The 21,462-nt window shown below is 60.9% G+C and carries 15 protein-coding genes; 13 read left to right on the forward strand and 2 right to left on the reverse strand.

Annotation, left to right across the window (positions count from 1 at the left end):
• Positions 1-48: 48 nt before the first annotated feature.
• Positions 49-1,053, reverse strand: coding sequence for a LacI family DNA-binding transcriptional regulator (locus tag ACP15P_RS13045; protein WP_424928906.1), 1,005 nt, complete (start codon positions 1,051-1,053; stop codon positions 49-51).
• A 185-nt stretch (positions 1,054-1,238) separates the two neighbouring features.
• On the opposite strand from ACP15P_RS13045, the gene ACP15P_RS13050 reads away from it, so the two are divergent.
• The 8 genes from ACP15P_RS13050 to ACP15P_RS13085 all read left to right on the forward strand — a co-directional run bounded on the left by ACP15P_RS13050 (position 1,239) and on the right by ACP15P_RS13085 (position 13,114).
• Entirely contained in the window at positions 1,239-3,122 is a 1,884-nt protein-coding gene (locus ACP15P_RS13050) for an ABC transporter substrate-binding protein (protein WP_424928907.1), read from the forward strand.
• A gap of 85 nt (positions 3,123-3,207) precedes the next feature.
• On the forward strand, positions 3,208-5,322 hold the full coding sequence (locus ACP15P_RS13055) for a family 10 glycosylhydrolase (RefSeq protein WP_424928908.1): 2,115 nt from the start codon (positions 3,208-3,210) through the stop codon (positions 5,320-5,322).
• A 27-nt stretch (positions 5,323-5,349) separates the two neighbouring features.
• Complete coding sequence (locus ACP15P_RS13060; protein WP_424928909.1) at positions 5,350-6,336, forward strand: ABC transporter permease; 987 nt, start codon at positions 5,350-5,352, stop codon at positions 6,334-6,336.
• A gap of 7 nt (positions 6,337-6,343) precedes the next feature.
• Entirely contained in the window at positions 6,344-7,540 is a 1,197-nt protein-coding gene (locus tag ACP15P_RS13065; protein ID WP_424928910.1) for an ABC transporter permease, read from the forward strand.
• Positions 7,541-7,560: 20 nt separating this feature from the next.
• Positions 7,561-9,261 (forward strand): ABC transporter ATP-binding protein, encoded by a 1,701-nt coding sequence (locus ACP15P_RS13070; protein ID WP_424928911.1) that lies wholly within the window; start codon positions 7,561-7,563, stop codon positions 9,259-9,261.
• An 81-nt stretch (positions 9,262-9,342) separates the two neighbouring features.
• Positions 9,343-10,113, forward strand: coding sequence for a 2-oxo-tetronate isomerase (otnI, locus tag ACP15P_RS13075; RefSeq protein WP_424928912.1), 771 nt, complete (start codon positions 9,343-9,345; stop codon positions 10,111-10,113).
• A gap of 2 nt (positions 10,114-10,115) precedes the next feature.
• A complete protein-coding gene (locus tag ACP15P_RS13080) occupies positions 10,116-10,985 on the forward strand; it encodes a 2-hydroxy-3-oxopropionate reductase (RefSeq protein ID WP_424928913.1) in 870 nt (289 codons plus the stop codon).
• Between the two features lie 32 nt (positions 10,986-11,017).
• Positions 11,018-13,114, forward strand: coding sequence for a beta-galactosidase (locus tag ACP15P_RS13085; protein ID WP_424928914.1), 2,097 nt, complete (start codon positions 11,018-11,020; stop codon positions 13,112-13,114).
• A gap of 235 nt (positions 13,115-13,349) precedes the next feature.
• Here ACP15P_RS13085 and ACP15P_RS13090 read toward each other — a convergent pair whose 3' ends face one another.
• Positions 13,350-13,763 carry a GSU2403 family nucleotidyltransferase fold protein gene (locus ACP15P_RS13090; RefSeq protein ID WP_424928915.1) on the reverse strand — a complete coding sequence of 138 codons (414 nt, stop codon included), beginning with the start codon at positions 13,761-13,763 and terminating at the stop codon, positions 13,350-13,352.
• On the opposite strand from ACP15P_RS13090, the gene ACP15P_RS13095 reads away from it, so the two are divergent.
• The 5 genes from ACP15P_RS13095 to ACP15P_RS13115 all read left to right on the forward strand — a co-directional run bounded on the left by ACP15P_RS13095 (position 13,678) and on the right by ACP15P_RS13115 (position 21,404).
• Entirely contained in the window at positions 13,678-15,129 is a 1,452-nt protein-coding gene (locus tag ACP15P_RS13095; protein WP_424928916.1) for a hypothetical protein, read from the forward strand. The genes ACP15P_RS13090 and ACP15P_RS13095 overlap by 86 nt on opposite strands.
• An 83-nt stretch (positions 15,130-15,212) precedes the next feature.
• The gene (locus ACP15P_RS13100; RefSeq protein ID WP_424928917.1) at positions 15,213-16,934 is read left to right on the forward strand and encodes an ATP-binding cassette domain-containing protein; all 1,722 of its coding nucleotides are present in this window, start codon (positions 15,213-15,215) and stop codon (positions 16,932-16,934) included.
• Positions 16,931-18,232: an HlyD family type I secretion periplasmic adaptor subunit gene (locus tag ACP15P_RS13105; protein ID WP_424928918.1), complete on the forward strand. Its 1,302-nt coding sequence runs from the start codon at positions 16,931-16,933 to the stop codon at positions 18,230-18,232. The genes ACP15P_RS13100 and ACP15P_RS13105 overlap by 4 nt, the downstream gene beginning before the upstream one ends.
• A gap of 840 nt (positions 18,233-19,072) precedes the next feature.
• Positions 19,073-19,606, forward strand: a complete 534-nt coding sequence (locus tag ACP15P_RS13110; protein ID WP_424928919.1) for a hypothetical protein — start codon at positions 19,073-19,075, stop codon at positions 19,604-19,606.
• A 256-nt stretch (positions 19,607-19,862) separates the two neighbouring features.
• Positions 19,863-21,404: a Fic family protein gene (locus tag ACP15P_RS13115; RefSeq protein WP_424928920.1), complete on the forward strand. Its 1,542-nt coding sequence runs from the start codon at positions 19,863-19,865 to the stop codon at positions 21,402-21,404.
• Positions 21,405-21,462 lie beyond the last annotated feature (58 nt).

Here is a 21,462-nt window from a genome sequence, read left to right on the forward strand (position 1 = left end):
CGCGCACCGCGCATATCACGCGATTGGGCGGTGTACTTCCTTTTCCGGTCACGTCCTGTCCAGAGGGTGCACAACCGGCGCGGATCCGCAGGACCCGCGGACCAGCAGGTCGTTGACGATTTGGATACGCATGGTGGCTTCGGGCCAGTGATCGTCGCTCAGCCTGTGATGAAGCAGGCGCATCAACGCGCGGCCGATTTCATGTCCCTTCGTCTTTACCGTCGTAAGAGCGGGGCGGATCTGACGTGCGACGCTGTAGTCGCCGAATCCGATCACGGAAATGTCCTGGGGCACCTTCCACCCGCGTGACAGCAGGTCAGTGACGGCGTTCAGGGCCAGGCCGTCGTGAGCACAGAAGAGCGCGGTAGGTCGTCCTCCCGACTCCAGGTGTTCTGAGAAGGCGTCCGAGAACCCACCGACATCTTTCCACCGCAAATCGTGAAGCGACACGCCATCGGCGCGTTCGATGATGTCCCTAAGTCCGTTCAGTCGCAGGATCCGGCCGCGAAGGTCCTCGCGGCCATGGACATAGACGATCTCCCGATGGCCAAGGCCGATCAGATATTCCGCGACCGCCGCGCCCGATTCCTGGTCGGCGCCGGACACAACGTCCGCCGGGAAGAACGGTTCGGGCCGGACCGTGTAGACCACGGGAATGTCGAGGTCCCGCATGAGCTTCAGTTCGTGTTTTTGCGACAGGTTCACCGCCGCTACCCCGAGAGAGTTTTTGAAGACCTGCTCAAGCGGCAATTCGTGATGAAGCCAATGGACGCGCACCAACATGGCCAGACGCGAGGCCTCCTGTTGCAGGCCGCCGAGGATCTGAGTGTGCAGTTCCGTGTTGACGTTCAGCGGGTCGTCAAACAGGGCAACGATTTCCCGTGTCTGTGACATCTGAGGGCTGGGGCGTTTGTAGCCGAGGGAGTCGGCGATCTCGAGAATACGTTGACGCGTTGCCTCGCTGACGCCGTCCTTGCCCGCAAGCGCACGCGACACGGCATATTTCGACATGCCACTTTTCTCGGCGATGGTTCTTAGTGTGACCTTACTCAAAACATTGCTTCCATAAAAATTAGGTGCGTGCGCCGAAGCAAATTATTATTCAGAACAATAAATTAGTCCAGAGATTCTGTTTTTAGCGGTATTCAGACTACCTAACGCTTTACCTAACGATAGCTGACAGGCACAGTGATCTTGTGTCCAAAGTTAGGGAGTTTGGGCAGTAAGGGAGGTAATCAATGAACTTCAAACTCAACAGAAGAGGCTTTCTTGCATCGAGTTCCGCTCTGATTGTCGGAGGGTTGCCTGGGATGTCATGGGCGCAGGAGCTTCCGCCGTTGGAAGAGCGGCTGCCGGAAAACCCGCTCGTGGTCACGCCTCACGAACGCCCCGGTCAACAGGGCGGCACCTGGAACATGGCGCTTGTGGGCGGCGGTTCGCTGTCGATGCTGTTTCGCTACCAGGCCTATGATCCGCTTCTGCGCTGGAACGCCGACTGGAGCGCTGCAGAGCCTAACGTGGCCGAGAGCTACGAGATCAACGAAGACAGCACGGTTTATACCTTCAAGCTGCGCAAGGGGCACAAATGGTCGGATGGCGAACCATTCACCACTGAGGATGTCCGCTTCTGGTTTGAGGATGTGTTCCAGGACCCCGACGCCGGCCTGACCGGTGAGGAACATTGGTATGCCAACGGGGAACTGGCCACGCTCGAGATTGTCGACGACGTGACTTTCCGCGTGGTCTTCCCGTCTCCGAACGGTTTCTTTGCGACCAAGATGGCGGAATCCAACATCGACCAACTCGTCCGCTGCCCTTCGCATTACCTCAAACAGTTTCACATCAAGTATAACGACAAGGCAAATGAGCTGGCCGTGGAACGCGGTTTCGAGAGCTGGATTGCGCTGTTCCAGCGCGAACACGGTCTAAACGAGGATAATGTTCACTTCCAGAACTCGAACCGGCCAACGCTAAACCCCTGGATGTTTACTTCGGCGCCGGGAGAGGACACGGAAAGAGCGATTGCGGTGCGTAATCCCTACTATTTCAAGGTTGATACCGAAGGCACTCAACTGCCGTATTTCGACAGCATCAACTATCAGATGGTGTCGGATCCCGAGGTTCTGCTGTTGAAAACCCTTCAGGGCGAAATCGATGTGGAAAACGTCTACGTCAACACCCCGGCCAACAAACCGGTTCTGTTCGATGAACAGGAAAGCGGCGATTACCATTTTTACACGCTCAAGGAGACGGCGGCGAACGTGATGGTGTTCCAGCTGAACCTGAACCACACGGACGCGGTCAAGAACGCGCTTTTCAACACGCGCGAGTTCCGCGAGGCGATGTCGATTGCGGTGGATCGTCAGGCGTTGATCGACGCGGTTTTCGTGGGTCAGGGGTCTCCCGCCCAGCCGTCGATCCGCGAGGGCGATCCCCTCTACAATGAGCGGCTGGCCAAGCAGCATACCGAGTACGATCCCGACCGCGCGAACGAGATCCTCGACGGCATCGTACCCGACAAAGACGGCGAAGGATATCGGCTGATGAGCGATGGCCGCCGCCTGTCGATCATTTTCGAGATCGACCAGGTCCGTACCACTTTCCTCGACATGTTCGAACTCGCATTGCCAATGTTTCGGGATATCGGGATCGATGCGCAGATCCGCACCATGGACCGGTCTCTGTGGGAGGAGCGTGTGCGCAACGGGCGAGAGTTTGACGCCACCGCGCACCAATTCGGCGCGAACGGCGGTATCGCCGCCATGATCGACCCGCGCTATTTCGTGCCGTTCAACAACAACTCGATCTATGCGCCAGGTTGGGCGCTGTACTTCTCCAATCCCGACAACGCGGCGGCCATCGAACCGCCCGAAGAGATCAAGGTCCAGCAGCAGCTTCTGCGCGACCTTCTCGCGACCGGCGACCCTACCCGGCAGAACGAGATCATGAGCCGGATACTGGAGAATGCGGCGGATCTCTTCCTGGTCTTTGGCGTCAGCCTGCCACCCGACGGTTATGGGGTGGTGAGGAACAATGTCGTCAACATGCTGGACGAGATGCCCAACAGTTTCGTCTGGCCGACGCCGATGCCGATAGGGACCGAGCAGCTCTTCAAAGAGTAGCGAAGGTCGATCGACATACCCGGGGCCCGTCCGTCTTTGAGGTGGGACCCCGAACCACCCTACATTGATAATCAGGATGACAACGATGCGCGATGATGTCCGCACCGAAACGAGTTCTACACTGCGCACGCCGGAGTGGTACCGTACCGCGACCCGCTGGACACAGCTTACCCTTGCCGAGGATGATCCGGTCAAGTTCGATGTCTCCCGGTGGATCAACATCTTTCGCGAGACCCGTTCGAACGCGACCTGTCTGAGCGCGGGAGGCTACGTAGCCTATTACCCCTCGAAGGTACCGTTGCATTATGTCAGCAGGTTCATGGACGGCAACGATCCTTTCGGAGAGCTGGTCGACGGTGCGCGCGATCTTGGTATGCATGTCATGGCCCGTGTCGATCCGCACGCCATCCACCAGGATGCTGCCGATGCCCACCCGGAATGGGTAGCGGTGGATGCCACGGGCAACCCGCGCCGCCACTGGGCCTTCCCGGATGTGTGGGTGACCTGCGCCTATGGCGACTACAACGCGAGCTTCATGCCCGAGGTCGTGAAAGAGCTGGTGCGCGACTACGACATAGACGCCGTCTTCGCCAATCGCTGGCAGGGACACGGCATCTGCTACTGCGACAGTTGCCGTTCGAAGTTTCAGGCTTCCACCGGAATGGACCTGCCCACCAGCACCGAGGCTGCCGACCCTGTTTGGCGCGCCTGGTCGGCCTGGCGTCGCGACGTCCTGACAAAAATGGTCATAGACTGGGACATCGCGGTGAAGGAAATCCGCCCGCATGCCAGCTTTATTCCCAACATGGGCGGGGCCAGCCTGATGGAGTTCGATCCGGAGCTGATCGAGAAACATTGCCCCTTCCTCGTGGTTGACCATCAGGGTCGGCACGGGACCGAGCCGGTCTGGATGGCAGGCCGCAACGGCAAGCGGATGCGGGCCACCTTCCGCAACAGGCCCGCGATCCTGATCACGTCGGTCGGCCCCGAGGAGCCGCTGCATCGCTGGAAGGACAGCGTGAACACCCCCGCCGAAACCGAAGCCTGGATCGTCAATGGCGCGATGCATGGCATGCTGCCGTGGTTTACCAAGTTCAACGGCGTCGTCCCTGACCCCCGCTGGATCGCCCCGGTGGCCGACGGTTTCAAACTGCACGAGAAAATCGAGCGTACTCTGGCCGAGACCGAGCCCACGACTGAGATCGCGATCCTCGATGCCTCCACGACCCTGCGTCACTGGGACTGGCAGTCACGGCGCACCGCCGAGGTTGACGAGCTTGGTTTCTACCACGCGCTGGTTGAAGCCGGTCTGCCCTTCGAGTTTGTCTCGGACCACGCGATGACGCCGGAGATGCTGGATCGTTTCAGGCTTCTAATCCTGCCCAACGCCATCTGCCTGACCGATGGGCAGTGTCAGATGATTGAGAACTGGGTTGGTCGGGGCGGCAGCCTCGTCGTGGCGGGTGAAAGCGCCACTCAGGACGGTGACGCGAACTTACGCGATGAATTGGGACTGGCACGGGCGTTGGGGGTCCGGATGACCGGCAAACCCCGGGGGCCGGTCAGGAACACCTACGTCTCGCTGAACGGCCACCATCCAATCAGTGCAGGCTTCGATGGCGCTGAACGGATAATCGGAGGAACCCGGCTGTTGGCGGTCGAACCGGTGGAAAAGGCGGATTCTCCCTTCCTCTATGTCCCGGACTTCCCCGATCTTCCGATGGAGGAGGTCTATCCCCGCGAGGAACCGAAAGGCGCGGCCGTCATCGCCCGTGAGACAGCGGCCGGCGGACGCACGGTCCACATTCCCTGGAATGTCGGCGGCATTTTCTGGGAGGTACTGGCCGGTGACCATCAGCGACTGATTGAAAACGCGGTGCGTTGGGCGCTCAACGCGGAGCCGCTGGTCCAGGTCGAAGGTGACGCCGTGCTGGACGTGGCGGTGCGCGACGGCGGCGATTTGACCGCCGTTCTTTTGACGAACCTCACCAACCCGATGATGATGAAAGGGCCCATCCGCAAAAGCTACCCGGTGGAAAACCAGACCATACGGGCAGCGGTTCCGAACGGCAGCACCGGAGCGACTGCACGCATGCTGGTCGCTGAAACGGAGGTGCCGGTAGGCTTCACCGACGGCTTTGCAGAGATTACCGTCCCGACCATCGACCTTGCAGAAGTTGTCCGCATCGACTGGACCTGAGCCACCGGACGCCAGGGAGGAGAAGCAATGCTTGGCTATATCATCAAACGGATTTTCCTGATGGTGCCGACCATGATCGGTATCTCGATCATCGCCTTTTTGATCATCCAACTGCCGCCGGGCGACTACCTGACGTCCGTGATCGCCCGGATGTCGGATTCCGGTCAGGCCGTCGATCCCGAGGAAGTGGCCCGTCTGCGCCGCATTTACGGTCTCGATGACCCTGTAATCGTACAATACTGGAACTGGATCACCGGGATCGTTCTGCGCGGTGACTTTGGCTACTCCTTTGAATGGGGACGCCCGGTCAGTGAGCTGATCTGGGAGCGGATGGGCGCCACGCTGGGCGTGTCGATCGCGGCCCTGATTTTCGTCTGGGCGGTGTCGCTGCCGATCGGAATTTACTCGGCGGTCCGTCGTCACTCAATTGGAGATCACGTTTTTACGTTCCTCGGCTTTCTCGGTCTGGCGATCCCCAACTTCATCCTTGCGCTGACGCTGATGTATATCAGCTACAAACATTTTGGCCAAAGCGTCGGCGGGCTCTATTCCAACGAATTCATCGGCGAGCCGATGAGCTTCGCAAAGTTTTGGGACCTGTTGAAACACCTTTGGATTCCCGTCGTGGTAATTGGCACGTCGGGTACAGCCGCGCTGATCCGCATCCTGCGCGCGAACCTGACAGATGAACTCAGCAAGCCTTACGTGATCACGGCCCGTGCCAAGGGTCTGCGCGAGTTTGACGTGGTGATGAAATACCCCGTCCGTATCGCCCTCAACCCATTCGTCTCAGCGATCGGCTGGGTTCTTCCGCAGCTCATCTCCGGTGTCACCATCACGGCGATCGTTCTGAACCTGCCGACCGCCGGGCCCATGCTGATCCGCGCCCTTGTCAGCCAGGACATGTATCTCGCCGGCAGCTTCATCCTTCTGATGGGTCTCCTGACGCTGGTCGGAATGCTGATATCGGACCTTCTTCTCGCCGCGCTCGATCCGCGCATCCGCTTCACGTGAGGACGCCATGAACGACATTAGTGATCCCACTTCCGATCTGCCGCCGCTGACGGTCGACGGCGACGAAACCGGCCCTGCCATCAGCCCCCTGCGGGAGGGCGACGACCCCTCGAAGATCTCGGTCGCCAGCCAATGGACGCTGATCTGGACAAAGTTCACCCGTAACAAGGTCGCCGTTGGCGCTGGATGCGTTGTCTTTTTCCTCTATTTTGTCGCACTCTTCGCAGAGGTCCTGGCCCCGACGGATCCAGCGCGGGCGCAGCCCCGGCTGACCTATGCGCCGCCGCAATCCCTGGCGTTTTTCACCGAGGGCGAAAACGGGCGCGAATGGCTGCCACATGTGAAGGGCTATGCCATGACGGTCGACCCGGCTTCCCTGAGGCGAAGCTTTACCGTGGACGACGAAAAGGTGATTCCGGTCGGGCTGTTCGTTGAAGGTACACCCTACAAACTCTGGGGCCTGTTTCCCATGTCGACGCACCTGATCGGTCCGCTTGATGACAAACAGCCGATGAACCTCCTCGGCACCGACTCTCTTGGCCGCGATTTGCTCAGTCGCCTGATCTACGGCGCGCGGATCTCGATGTCGATCGGGCTGATCGGCGTGATCTCGAGCCTCGTCATAGGCACTGTTCTGGGGGCACTGTCCGGCTATTACGGTGGTTGGGTCGATCTCGCGGTGCAGCGGCTTATCGAGGTTATCAGCGCCATGCCGACCATTCCGCTTTGGCTCGGCCTCGCGGCGGCGATCCCGATTACATGGTCGCCCCTGAAGGTTTATTTCATAATCACTCTGATCGTGTCGCTTCTGGCCTGGACTTCGCTGGCCCGCGAGGTGAGGGGGAGGCTTTTCGTTCTGAAAAACGAGGATTTCGTAACCGCCGCCATCCTCGACGGATCACGGCAGCGGCGCGTGATCTTCCGCCACATCCTTCCTTCGCTGACCTCGCATATTCTTGCCGTCGTGACCCTTGCTATCCCGACCATGATCGTGGCCGAAACGGCGCTCAGCTTCCTTGGCATCGGTCTGAAACCGCCGGTTGTCAGTTGGGGCGTACTGCTGCAGGACGCACAGAATATCCGCACGGTCGCCACGGCGCCCTGGCTGCTGATCTGGCCTTCGCTCGCAGTGGTTCTGGCCGTGCTGTCGTTCAACTTCCTTGGGGACGGGTTGCGCGATGCCGCAGACCCGTACGAGTCATGAAGATGCCCGGGGCAAGTGACATGAATTCCGCGCTGGAGCCGCAGGTTGTACTTTCCGTGCGCGACCTGTCCATTGACTATCACCTGCGCACGCACATCCTGCATGCGGTCCGCAAGGTAAGTTTTGACCTGAAAATGGGCCGCACAACCGCCCTTGTCGGTGAAAGTGGATCGGGCAAATCCGTGACAGCCCGCGCGCTTCTGAGGATCATCGACAAGCCGGCAACCGTGACGTCGGGTGAAATCACCTTGAATGGGCCGGACGGGGCGCAACGTTTGGACAGGCTCCGGGAAAACGGTCCCGAGATCAGGCGTGTCCGGGGCGGGCGTATTGCACTTATCTTTCAGGAACCGATGTCCTCTCTTTCGCCGGTCAGGACCATCGGTGCCCAGATCGTCGAAAGCCTGCTCCTCCATCGCGACATGACCAGGGCCGAAGCAAAGGCCGAGACGGTTCGCCTGCTGAGGCAGGTCGAAATCAAGAATCCCGAACAGATGGCCGACCGATATACGTTTGAGTTCTCCGGCGGCATGCGCCAGCGCGCCATGATTGCAATGGCTCTCGCCTGCGATCCGGACGTTCTAATCGCGGACGAGCCCACGACTGCGCTCGACGTGACGACACAGGCCGAGATCATGGATCTGATCAAACGCCTTCAGACAGAGCGCGGGATGGCGATGCTGATGATCACCCACGATCTGGGCCTCGTCGCGGAGATCGCCGACGAGGTTGCTGTCATGCGGTGGGGTCGGATCGTGGAACAGGGTAGCGTCGATCGGATTTTCCACCAGCCACAGACAGCCTATACCCAAAAGCTCCTTGGCGCGACAATGAAGCTGGAAAAGCCGCACGACCGCCCTGCGCCGCCAACAGACGGCGAACCGATCCTGTCGGCGCGGGGCCTGACCAAGGGTTTTGGTGCCCACACGTGGACCGGCAAGACCAAGTGGTCGATCACCGCAGTCGATGATGTCGACCTCGATCTTTGGCCGGGCGAGAACCTTGGCATCGTTGGGGAATCGGGTTCCGGGAAGACGACGCTCGGCAAGATGCTTCTCCGGATCACCGAACCGTCCACGGGAAAAATCCTCTGGCGACCATCGCAGTCGGACCCGCGGCAGGAGGTGACGGGGATGGCGCCGAACGCTCTTAAGGCCTATCGCGGCGCAGTGCGGCTGGTCTTCCAGGACCCCTTTGCCTCGCTCAATCCGCGCATGACCGTCAAGCAGGTCATTGGCGACCCGCTCCATGTCACCGGCAAGGCACGGGGCCGCGCACTTGACGAACGCGTGGGAGAGTTGCTGGAACTCGTTGGCCTCGACCGCTCCGTCATGGAGCGTTACCCTCACGCATTCTCCGGTGGTCAGCGGCAGCGGATCGGGATCGCCCGCGCCCTCGCGCTGGACCCGCAGGTCATCATCGCCGACGAGGCGACGAGCGCGCTCGATGTCTCGATTCGAGCCCAGATCCTCGACCTGCTTCTCAAGGTGCAGGACCAACTGGGGCTCAGCTACATCTTCATTGCCCACGACATTTCAACGGTGCGGTACTTCTGCGACAGGGTTGCCGTGATGCATCGCGGCAAGGTCGTCGAAACCGGGACCGCCGAACGCATCTGCACCGCGCCTGAGGCACCCTACACCAAGGCTTTGATCTCAGCCGTACCAAGCCCCGACCCCCGCAACAAACGCATGTCACTTCGTACGCGATTTGACATCTGACCCCGTTGCCGCCCGGACCGCGTAACATTCAGAGGTCAGGGTTGCGGCGGAGCAACTTCTTACGACGACATGGAGTCTGTCTTGCCCAAATTCTCAGCCAACCTATCGATGCTCTACCAGGAACACACTTTTCTTGATCGTCTGACTGCGGCCGCTGCTGACGGCTTCAAGGGGGTCGAGTATCTCGGGCCATATGACGAAAGGCCGGATGACATCGCAAAGGCGCTGTCGGATACCGGTTTGACGCAGGTGCTGTTCAACCTGCCGTCAGGTGACTGGGCTGGCGGGGAGCGGGGCATCGGTGGTTTGCCGGGGCGGGAAGCGGAGTTTGCGGATGGAGTGGACAGGGCCATCATCTATGCCACGGCCCTTGGATGCAAACAGGTCAACTGCCTTGCGGGCATTGCACCGGAAGGGCGCGAGCACGCGCATGAGGCTGTGCTGGTCGAGAATCTCAAGATGGCCGCCGACAGGCTGGGAGAGGCAGGAATCCGGCTGCTGCTGGAGCCGATCAATACGCGCGACATTCCGGGATTTCTGGTCACCGGTACCGATCAGTTCCTTCGGATCGCCGATAGGGTAGATTCCCCAAACCTCTGGCTGCAATACGATTTCTACCACATGCAGATCATGCAGGGTGACCTGATCCGAACATTCCAAACGCTTCAGGACCGCATCTCCCACGTGCAGATTGCCGACAACCCGGGGCGGCATGAGCCCGGTACCGGAGAGATCAACCACCCCTGGCTGTTCGGCGCGCTCGACCGCCTCGACTACACCGGATGGGTCGGCGCGGAATACCGACCCGCCGCCGGAACCTCCGAGGGCCTCGAATGGATGAAAGGGACCTGACAATGAAAATCGGTTTCATCGGACTCGGCGTCATGGGGCGACCGATGGCGGGGCACCTGATCGATGCAGGTCATGACGTCGCGCTTTATCGCGTGAAAGAGGTCAGCCGTTTCCTCGTCGCGAAGGGGGGTATTGAGGCGGGCAGTGCGCGTGAGGCTGTCGCGGGGGCTGACGCCGTCATCCTGATGCTTCCGGACACGCCCGATGTCGAAGCCGTACTTTTCGGCGAAGACGGCGTGGCAGGTGAACTTGCCAAGGGCGCTCTGGTGATCGACATGAGTTCGATCTCACCGGTGGCGACCAAGGATTTCGCCAAACGTATCGAAGCCGCCGGGGGCCTGTGGTTGGACGCCCCGGTGTCGGGCGGCCAGGCGGGTGCCGAGAATGCCGCCCTGACGATCATGTGTGGCGGTTCCGGGAAGGCGTTTTCCGCTGCAGAACCGCTTCTTGAGGTCATGGGCAAACGCATCACCCTCGTCGGCGGTGCCGGGGCAGGTCAGACCGCCAAGGTCTGCAACCAGATCATCGTCGGTCTTACCATTCAGGCCGTGGCGGAGGCGCTGTCCCTCGCTGAGGCCGCCGGTGCTGATCCGGCCATGGTGCGCGAGGCGCTCATGGGCGGATTTGCCGACAGCACCATCCTGAACGTCCACGGCAAGCGGATGATCGAAGGGGCCTTTGATCCCGGTTTCCGCATCAAGCTTCACCGCAAGGACATGTCGCTTGCCGTGGATGCGGCGAGGGCACTTGATCTCGCGCTGCCAAACACCGCGACCATGGAACAGCTCATGAACGCGGCGGTTGGGCGAGGCAATGGCGACCTCGACCATTCCGCTCTCATTCGAACACTCAAGGATATCCCGGGGCGGTAACGACCCGCAGGAACTGAAAAAGGAATACGAAATTGCCAGACAAGCAGCCTCAGATACCCTTCGGCGCCGTTTATTACCGGAAGTCGAACCCGCCAGCCGAAGACTGGGAACGTGATTACAGGATCGCCGCCGAGGATGGGCTGAACACGTTCAGGCACTGGTTCATGTGGTCCGCCATTGAACGGAGGCCGGGTGTCTATGATTGGGACGACTGTGATCGGCAGCTCGACCTCGCGGCTGAGAACGGCATGCAAACGGTGATTGCGGAATTCACGATGGCCGCGCCGGAATGGCTGCAGCGCAGGCTCTCCCATGCGGTTCAAAAAAAGGCGGACGGAACAACAATGGCATCGACCCTGTCACCATCGGTCGCGGTCGGTGGCTTTGGGCAAGGGTTGGGCGGAGCAGGTGCCCTGACCCTGAATGATCCCGGGGTTCATGGCGCGGTGATGGAGTTCCTCACGCTCCTGGCCACACGCTACAAGGGCCATCCGGGTCTTTTGGGGTACGACGTCAACAACGAGGTCAACTACCAGCCTGATTTCGACCATTCCGACCCAACCAAGGCGGCTTTCCGTATCTGGCTGCGTGAGAAATACGGCGACCTTGACGCTCTGGGCGAGGCATGGCGGCGGTATTCCTATGCCGAATGGGACGACGTCATGCCTCCCCGGCAGGTCCAGCCATATCCCGAGTGTCTCGACTGGATGGAGTTCCGAAAGCAAAACTTCTATGGCCACGTTGCCGACAAGATTGCAGCAATCAAGGCAGTCGATCCGGACGCGACCATCATCTCTCACGGCATTGCGGGGGCGATGACTGCGATGGCCGGGCATGGCTGTGACGACTGGATGGCTGCCAGTCAGGTCGACGTCTACGGGTACACCTGGATTGCCGCGCGGAAGGGCAACCAGCCCTGGCGCAACTTCTATGCCGGCGACCTGATCCGCGGCGCGGCGCGGGGCAAGCCTTATTGGCATGCGGAACGACAGGGCGGCCCGCTCTGGATGCAGCCGCAGGTACTTGGCCGTGATCGCGAGGATGCGCGGGTGGCCGAGGCCGAGGATGTCCGGCTCTGGTCGCTGGCCTCCTTCGCCGCCGGGGCGCGGGGCATGATGAACCTGCGCTACCGGCCGCTGGTCGACGGCCCTCTCTTCGGCGCTTTCGGCTCCTATGCGCTGGATGGTTCCCGCACCGATCGTTCGGAAGCTGCCGCCGCAGTAGCACGCTGGCTGAACGACCCGGGCCACAGGGACGCCATGGAGGCAAAGCCCGTCCGTGGGGAGGTCGGCCTTTTGGTCGTGCCGGAAACACAGGCCTTCGATACCGTGCTTTCTGCGGAAGGCGGGTTTCAGATCTACTCCCATGCGATGTGGGGCGCCTATCGCGGCTTCTTTGAACAGAATATTCAGGCGGACTGGGTTCACGTCGACGATATTGAAGCCTATCCGGTTCTCTACGCGCCCTATCCGATCATGTGGCCGGAGCTGATCGCGAAGCGTCTGCGCGACTGGATTGCTGCCGGTGGCATCCTGATCTCCGAGGCTTGTCCAGGCTACTTCGGGAACGGCGGACGCATCGGAATTCATCAGCCCAACTTCGGCTTTGACGAGGTCTTTGGCGCCAGGGAAACGCATGTTGAGTTTATGCCCGACATCGCCGACCGCGACCGCATCTTCTGGCAGGGCACGGAGTTGCCGTGCGGCGGATTCCGACAGGTTTATGAACCGACATCGGGCAAGGGGCTTGCGACGTTTGACACAGGTGGCACGGCAATGGTCGAGGCTACCTACGGTAAGGGGCGGACCCTGCTCGTAGGTTCCCACGTCTCGGTCGGCCACTTCCGCGAGCGGGAAAGCGGCCGCTTGGGCGCCCCACAATGGTGGCGCGGTTGCCTGGCATGGTCTGGCGTCTCCCCACGGGTCGAAACCGGCAACGCCCAACTCGTGGCACGGCTGCACGAAGGTGAGGGGGGTCGCTTCCTCTGGATTGTGAATCCGTCCAGGCTTCCGCAAGCGGGTCGTTTGACTGTCGACGGCGAGGAGGTATCTGGCCGGTGCCTGATGGGCAGAGATTCCGGGCCCGGGATCACGGTGCCTGGTCGAGACGCTACGGTTTTGGCGGTTTAGGCAGTCAATAAATTAGGGAATGTCCGCAAATCGTGTTGGTGGCTTCGCGCGGGACGTCGCCGGGCGTTCGAAAACCGAACCAAAGCCCTTTAATCAACTCTCTGAGCGCCGGCCGGCTATTCAGGGCGGCGTCGATTGCGTTCCGGCATTTTCGCCCCCTATTACTCGTATCCTCTATGGCCTCAGCAAGTTCGAAAGGACGGGACTCCGCCAGAGTTGTGATCAACCATTCGGCCTAAGCAAGATCTTTCCCGGACCTGGATCGGCAGGTCCCCCTGCGAGCGGGCGCCACGATCAACTTGTGAACGGCAAATCGTTCCGGCGCGGGAATTCTGACTGGTATATCCATTTGGCTTTTTTGGCTGATCCGGAAGGTGTTGTCGCGAATTACGTAAACTCCTGAACCAAAGACAAAAATCGACGTCTGGCATACGGTTTTGTTGCCGGTAGCGGATTTTTTTTCGATTGGGTGCATCCAAACCCGCATCTCCGCTCGTCTTGATAAGTGACCGTTCGATGCTCGGGAGAAACCCGTGTCGGGGGAACGGCAACAGGAGGATGGAATGTCAGGTAGACACAATTCCGAAAGAGACGACAAAATCGAGATCGGTAGCCGGGCAAAGGCCCAGGGAGATGACACGATCGCCATCGGTGAAAAAAGCCGGGCCCTTGGAGACAGTGCCACGGCTATCGGCGCCGACAGCAAAGCCAGGGGGCAGGATGCGCTTGCCATAGGCGACGAGGCCCGGGCAAGCGGCCCGTCAACCACATCGGTCGGCGGTGAAAGCTCGGCCAAGGGGCCAGGTGCGACCGCGATCGGCTGGCAGGCTGAGGCCGGTGCGGAACGTGCGCAGGCTTTCGGCCACCTCGCAAATGCGGAAGGTGTCCGGAGCCTGGCCGTCGGTGAGGCGGCACATGCCGGGTCCGACAATTCAACGGCCATTGGCAACATGGCCACGGCCAACGGAATCGACGCTCTGGCAATTGGTGACACGGCTTCGGCCTCCGGTCCGTCGACAACATCCGTGGGCGGGGAAAGCTCGACCCACGGTCCGGGTGCCACGGCCATTGGTTGGCAGGCCAGTGCAGGTGCGGAACGTGCGCAGGCTTTCGGCCACCTCGCAAATGCGGAAGGCGTCCGCAGCCTCGCCGTAGGTGAGGGCGCAAACGCGCAGACCGACAACGCGACGGCCATTGGCAACATGGCGGCGGCAAGTGGAATTGACGCGCTTGCAATCGGTGATACCGCGATGGCGTCCGGTCCATCCACGACCTCGGTCGGTGGTGAAAGCGAAACGCATGGACCGGGGGCAACGGCCATTGGTTGGCAGGCCAGTGCCGGTGCGGAACGTGCCCAGGCGTTTGGTCATCTGGCGAACGCCGATGGTGTGCGCAGCCTTGCGGTTGGTGAGGACGCGAATGCCACGTCGGACAACGCGACCGCAATTGGCAACCAGGCACATGCCGATGGAGTGGATGCGCTGGCCATGGGTGACAATGCCTCGGCAACCGGTACGTCCACGACGGCTGTTGGTGGCGAAAGTGTAGCGAGCAACACCGCTGCCACGGCGTTTGGATGGCAGTCCGAGGCGTCGGGTGAACGGGCTCATGCCTTTGGTCATCTGGCAGAGGCGGGCGGAGACTTCTCGCTCGCCGTGGGTGAGGCCGCCAGCGCCAATTACACGAACTCCACCGCCATTGGTAACGGTGCGACCGCGACTGAGGCGAACGAGTTTGTGCTTGGTAATGAGGACAATACCTACACGCTGAAAGGCTTTTCCGACGAAATCGCGGATGGCGATGCGGAGTTCCTCATGGTGAACGGCGACGGTTCGCTCTCCTCGGTCCATACGGCCGATTTCGCCGCCATGATGGGTGACGATGATTCCGATATGGAAATGGCGATGGAGGACAGCTCCGATGACATGCCGGACATGAAGGAAACCGAAATGTCCGACATGCCGGACATGCCGGTGATGGACGACATGGAAGACGACATGTCGGCCATGGCCTGATCCAAGGCCTGCGGCGCGGCGAAGATCGCGCCGCGGGCAATCCGGCCTGCGGAATGCGGGTTCAGTTTGACGGAAAGGCAGTGATGCAGAACAGCGACAGCAGATCAGACCCGCGCACGGTAAGCCAGGTTCGGAGCGCGATTTCGCCCCATCTTTTATGGGCACTCATATTCAGTGCCCTCGTAAACATGCTCTTTCTGGCATCGCCGCTTTACATGATGCAGCTCTATGGCCGTGTGCTGGATTCCCGCAGCATTGAGACGCTTGTGGCCCTCTCGGTGGCTCTTCTGCTCGCCCTTGTCGCCATGGCTGCTGCGGATGCGGCGCGGGGCCGTATCCTGGTGCGGGCCGCATCCCGCCTGGAAGGCAGGTTTGCGGGTGTAGGACCGGCAGGGACTACGGGTCATGCCGACCGTATGACAGACCTGGTCACGTTACGCACGTTTCTCGCTGGAAGCGCTGCAACGACCCTGTTCGACGCACCTTTTACGGTCCTCTTTCTTTGCGTTCTTTTTATGTTGCACCCGGTTTTGGGGCTGGTTGCCACTTTGGGTGCGGCAATCATTCTCGCGGCAGTCACGATCGCCCGGTTCCTGAGCCGTGAACGTGACCGGCGCATTCAGGCGGGACAATCCGGTCTTGATGACCTGTCCGCCGTGCTTGACCGCGACCGGGGGGATTTGCGTGCTTTGGGAGCTGAGCGCGGATTGACCGCGCGGTTGTTGGGCGGTCTTTCCGAGACCGGTGGCCTGCGTCAGCAAAATGGTGAGCAGTCGGCCTCGCTCGGGGCGTTTAATCGCATGGTTCGTATGGGTGCACATAGTGGTGCGCTGGCAACCGGTGCGGTTCTGACCCTCAATGGCGAACTGGCACCGGCGGCGATGCTTGCGGCGGCGATCCTGGCCGGGCGCGCACTTGGCCCGATGGAGTCCCTGCCCGGTGCCCTGCGACAGGCCGGTGCCGCCCGCCGTGCGCTTGGCCGGCTTGCCAGCTCCGGGAAAGATTCGACGCGTCTGGCCGCTCCGTCAGTTGCGGGCGAGGGTGCCGCGGTCAATCTGTCCCGTGCCTTGGTTCTGCCGAAAGGGGCGACACGCCCGGCCCTGCGGGGTGTCAGTCTCGACTTCGCGCCCGGTGAGGTGGTTTCCGTTACCGGGTCGACCGGGTCGGGCAAGTCCACGCTCGGTCGCGTGATTGTCGGAATTGAGCCGTTGAGAGGCGGTCAGATCCGTGTAGCGGGTGAGGATCCGGCCGGTATGGACATGCCTGCCGGTCTGATCGGCTGGATGCCACAGGACGCAACGCTCTATCCTGGCACGGTGGCCGAGAACATCGGCCGCTTTTGCGACGTGCCGCAAGCGGAAATACTGGCTGCGGCGGAGCGGGCGGGCGCGCGGGAGGCTATCGAACGCCTGCCGCAGGGTTTTGCCACTGTTGTCGGTGCGGGTGGACTGGATCCATCGCCTGGCATCCGACAGCCGATAGCCCTGGCCCGCGCTCTGCTCGGCAAACCCGCTCTTGTCGTGCTGGATCAGCCTACCGCACATATGGATGCCGCGGGCGAGGTGGCAACACTCAACGCAATCCGGGCTTTGAAGGAGGCGGGTACCACGGTCATCGTGATTTCGCATAAGCCCGTTCTCGCGGCGCTCGCAGACAAAATCTTGGTTTTGAGGGACGGTGCGGTGGAACTCTTCGAGGCCCGCGAGACTGTAATCGGGGCCATGCGCAACCAGTCGCTGTCCTCAGTTTCGTCTTCCGGCAAACCCGCCAAAACCGTCACACGTCCAATGGAGGCCGTCCAATGACAGAGTCCGCCAAAAGACCGCGGGATGGCGTAGGCCGTCCACTGATGACCGCACTCGCCCTGATCGGCCTGACCGTTGCGGGGTTCGGGGTATGGTTCTGGACGGCACCGGTCTCGGGTGCCGTGATTGCCGAGGGACGCTTTAAAGTCGATGGCAGCGTCAAAACCGTGCAGCATCTGGAAGGCGGCATCGTGACCGAACTTCTGGTGAGGGACGGCGACCATGTCGCCGCGGGTGACGTGCTCCTTCGTCTTGATGTGACGGATGCTCTCGCCATTCATGCAAGCCTTCTGGCCGACCGCGACGCGCTTCTGGCCAGAAGGGCCCGGCTCGAGGCGGAACTTCATGGCGCGAATGCCCCGGATTTCAGGGCGCTCACGGACGGGGACCGACCGGTGAGTGGTGCGGCCGTTGCCAGTCAGAAAACGCTGTTTGAGGCCCGTCGGGAAGAGCGGTTGGCGAGATCGGAAATGCTTGAGGGCACGCTGAGGCGGCTCGACATTCGGCATGATGCGCAGTTGGCCGAACTGGACTCGTTGAAAGCCCAGCTGCGGCTTGCCACGGAGGACACGGACGCGGCACGTCAACTGGCCGACTCGGGCCTGGTCACCCGTTTAAACCTGAACGGGCGTGAGAGGGAACTTGCCTCGCTGACCGGAGCGGTGGCCTCCGTGACCGCCGGCATTGCCGAAACAGAAGCGGCCCGGAATGAGGCGCGGCTCGATCACGCGAGGCAGCAGACCCAGTACATCTCCGCAATCTCAAAGGAACTGGCGGAAGTGTCCGCCGGACTGGCGGAACTGGAGCCCCGCATCGGTGCCGAGGCGGAGCGCATTCGGCGGGCCGAGGTTACGGCCCCGATGGCGGGTACCGTGGTGGACCTAAAACTCGCAACGATTGGCGGTGTATTGGCCCCGGGCGAACCGGTTCTGGACATTGTGCCGTCCGATGGCACGCTTGTCGCGGAGGCGCGGCTGGCGCCCGCCGCAAGGGAGCGGATGCGTGTGGGCATGCCGGTTGAACTGCGCCTTCCCGGTGTACGTTCCCGCAAGGAACGGGGGCTCGACGGTGAAATAACCCTGATCTCGGCGGAAGTTACCGAGGACCCCGACGGAACGGGCGAGGGGGATGAGCCGTCCTATGAGGTCAGGATCGCCCTGGACGATATTCCAGAAGATATTCATATCGAACCGGGAATGCCGGTCACCTCAGTTATTGCAACCGATGCCCGAACGGCCCTCGACTACCTGATCTCCCCGTTGACCGACGCGATCGCCCGGTCCATGCGGGAACAATAGACGATGGGCGGTTCCTCACAACGAAAACGGTCTTCGGCGCCCGGGCAGCCCGATCGCCGTGAAATTGCCCAGGATCTCTTTCGCGAGCATCTCGATCTTGACCGCATCACGAGGGTCACAAAAGCCCTTCATGCAGACGGAAAGCCGGAACGGCGCCAGCAACCGTCATTTCTGTTGGACCGGGATGACACAGATATTCATCCACCCTGTGGCTCCAGCATGGCAACGTCCGTCGCGGACACGTTGCCTCCTGCAGAACGGGGTGCGGCGGATAACCGACCCGGGTCACACGCGGTTTCGTGGTCGGGACGCGGGGTGTATCTCAGGGTCGCCGCGGTTCTCGCTTTGGTCATGCCGGCGGTCGTTATTCCGGCTGTGGTGCATGATGGACAGAGATCGGTTTTTCCCGTCGCGGCAGACATCGCGAGGGTTGATACGGCTGCGCCGCCGCGACCCTCGATGCCGACCGCGTGGCCCATCCGCGGTCTGGAACCCGGCGGACTTCAGACCTGGACGATGTGGGACCGGCCGACACGGTCCTATGGCCCGGTCACTCCCGTCCAGTATTTGGAGACGCAGCCGGATTTAATGGCATCCGTGGCAGTCCGGACTTCCCTACCAAATGGGCCTCCGCTTCAGTTGGCCTCGTTCACTCCGACCTATGAGCCTGTGCCGAATGGGGGCAGGGCGGACCTGGTTCCTGCGGTTCACCTCCGGTCACCGGCAACGGGTGTTTTGAAATCCAAACCGGTTCTCCCAGGCGTGCCAAACCGCCTGCAACATCAGGCGGCAGTGATCGACACACCCGATAACTTCCACGATGGGATCAGGTTCAGACAGATGTTGCCAGTCCGGGCTGCGAGTGTTCCTGCTCTGCCACTCATCGACGACACGAATTCATCCCCATCGCCGGTCCGGACGGCATCTCTGTTCGAGGTGGCGCGACCTTCGCTGACGGGTTTCATTAAGCCTGCAACTGATGTCGATACCGGGTTTCCCGAAATAGGTGAACCGGTGGGTCTGACACGTCCACGCGCACGGCCCGATCCGGTGACCCTGTCACCAGCCCCCGCGACTGCTGTCGGTTCGGGGCCGGCCCGGATCGTCATACATTATAACAGTGTGAACTCCGGCAGGTTGCGGGCGGACGGGCTTGCGCAACAGCTCTCGGCAACCGGGATCGGTAGCGTCGAGCTGCGGAGTGTCGGCTTTGAGATATCGCGCGACAACATTCGCTTTTTCTTCCCAGCGGACAGTTCCGTGGCCCGTCGCGTTGGCGGTGTCATGACCAACTCCGGCGCGACAATCAGGGATTTCTCGACCTTTCGTCCGAGTCCCAGACGCGGGACAATTGAAATCTGGCTGGCGTCCTGAAGTCGCCGGGTGCCGGTTGGAGCGGATCAGTCGTTCACCGGCTGTTCAACGTTCAGTTTATGGTTGGGCGCTCATGAGAAGATGGCCATCGGTGCCTCTCATGCTCCACATCCTGATGCGATTTTCGACACAGATATCTGGGGTGATCGGTTTTCGACGTTGGTGATTGATATTCGTCGCTCTCTCTGTATATTGGTTTTCGACGTAAATCGGATCCGTAAACCTGATTTCAACATTAGTGAGGAGTTTTCGACCGGTGCAACTGGACGACCTCCGTCCGCCATTCTTCCTGGATGAGCCTCTGCCAGAGGGTACGAGCCTTGCGGGCTGGTCCGCACTTGTTTCCAGTCTCGGTATTCGCGGGCCCGTGCGCAGTCCTGCCTGTATCTCGGAGAAGCACGTGCGCGGCAACAGGCGCGTGGAAGGCATCTGGGCCGTATTCGACAGGCGCTACCTGCCAGAGAAGACGCTGGTAGGCCACCTGAACTTCGCGCTCCGGCACGAAGACATTGATCTTCTTATCCTGAAGCGGGTCTTCGATGCCGTGCCGCAGGATGATATTGAAGCACTGGTAGAGGCGACGCCGACCGGAGCTTTCTCCCGCCGCATCTGGTTCTTCTACGAGACCCTGACCGGCAGGACGTTGGATATCGCAGATGCGCAAAAGGTCACGGCCATCCCGGCACTTGATCCCAAACGCTACTTCACCGGCACGGAACGCTTCTCCCAGCGCCATCGCGTACGTGATAATCTGCTCGGCACTGGCGATTTCTGCCCGACCATCCGGCGCACTGGAAAGCTTGAGGCTCTGGTCGCGCTTGATCTTGCCCACAAGGCCCAGGAAACGATTGGACGGACCGGCGGCCATGTCCTCGCACGCGCGGCAAGCTTCATGCTGCTGGCCGACAGCCGTGCAAGCTTCGAGATCGAGGGAGAGCGTCCTCCCGTAAATCGCCTCGAGCGGTGGGGGCGTGCCGTCCTGGAAGCGGGCAAGCGTCCACTCAACCAAACGGAAATCTACCGCCTGCACCGAATTTTGATCGGCGATGAACGTCTGACCCCTATTGGCTACCGCGAGGACGGCGTCTTTCTCGGGGAACGCGACCACAACAATGAGCCAATCCCGGAATTCATAGGCGCGCGCGCAGAGGATGTGCTTGAGTTGATGGCCGGGCTGAACGAGTGCAACAATCGGCTTCGGATCACCGATACGGACGAGGTTGATCCCGTCCTTCAGGCGGCTGCGGTTGCGTTTGGGTTTGTGTACATCCACCCGCTGGCTGACGGGAACGGTCGTTTGCACCGCTGCCTGATCCATCATGTTCTGGCGGAACGAAAGTTCACGCCGACCGGTATGGTATTTCCGGTATCGTCAGTGATGCTTGATCGCATCGACGACTATCGCGCGGTTCTTCAACAGCATTCCGCCCCTTTGATGGACTCCATCGATTGGCGCCCTCTACCGAATGGAAATGTCGAGGTTCAGAACGATACGGCGGACCTCTACCGCTTCTTTGACTGCACGGCGGAAGCCGAGTTTCTGTATGAATGCGTTCAGAGAACCATTGAGGAAGACCTGCCCAGAGAAATCGAATATCTCAAGCGCCATGATGAGGCATTGCGGGGCATTATGAATGCCCTCGAAATGCCGGACAGTATGGCCCAGCAAATCATAGTCTTTATCCGTCAAAATGATGGCAGGTTTCCCAGACGCAGACGTGTTCGCGAACCGTTCTCCAGGCTTTCGGATGATGAGATCGCCATGCTCGAACGCATCGTGGGTGAGGCCTTCTCATAGGCTTTCCCGATATACGGGATGCACCGTTCCCACACATCACGATGCCCGTAGTGTTGCT

Source organism: Amaricoccus tamworthensis (assembly GCF_049800875.1).
In the GTDB taxonomy this organism is placed as follows: Bacteria; Pseudomonadota; Alphaproteobacteria; order Rhodobacterales; family Rhodobacteraceae; genus Amaricoccus; species Amaricoccus tamworthensis.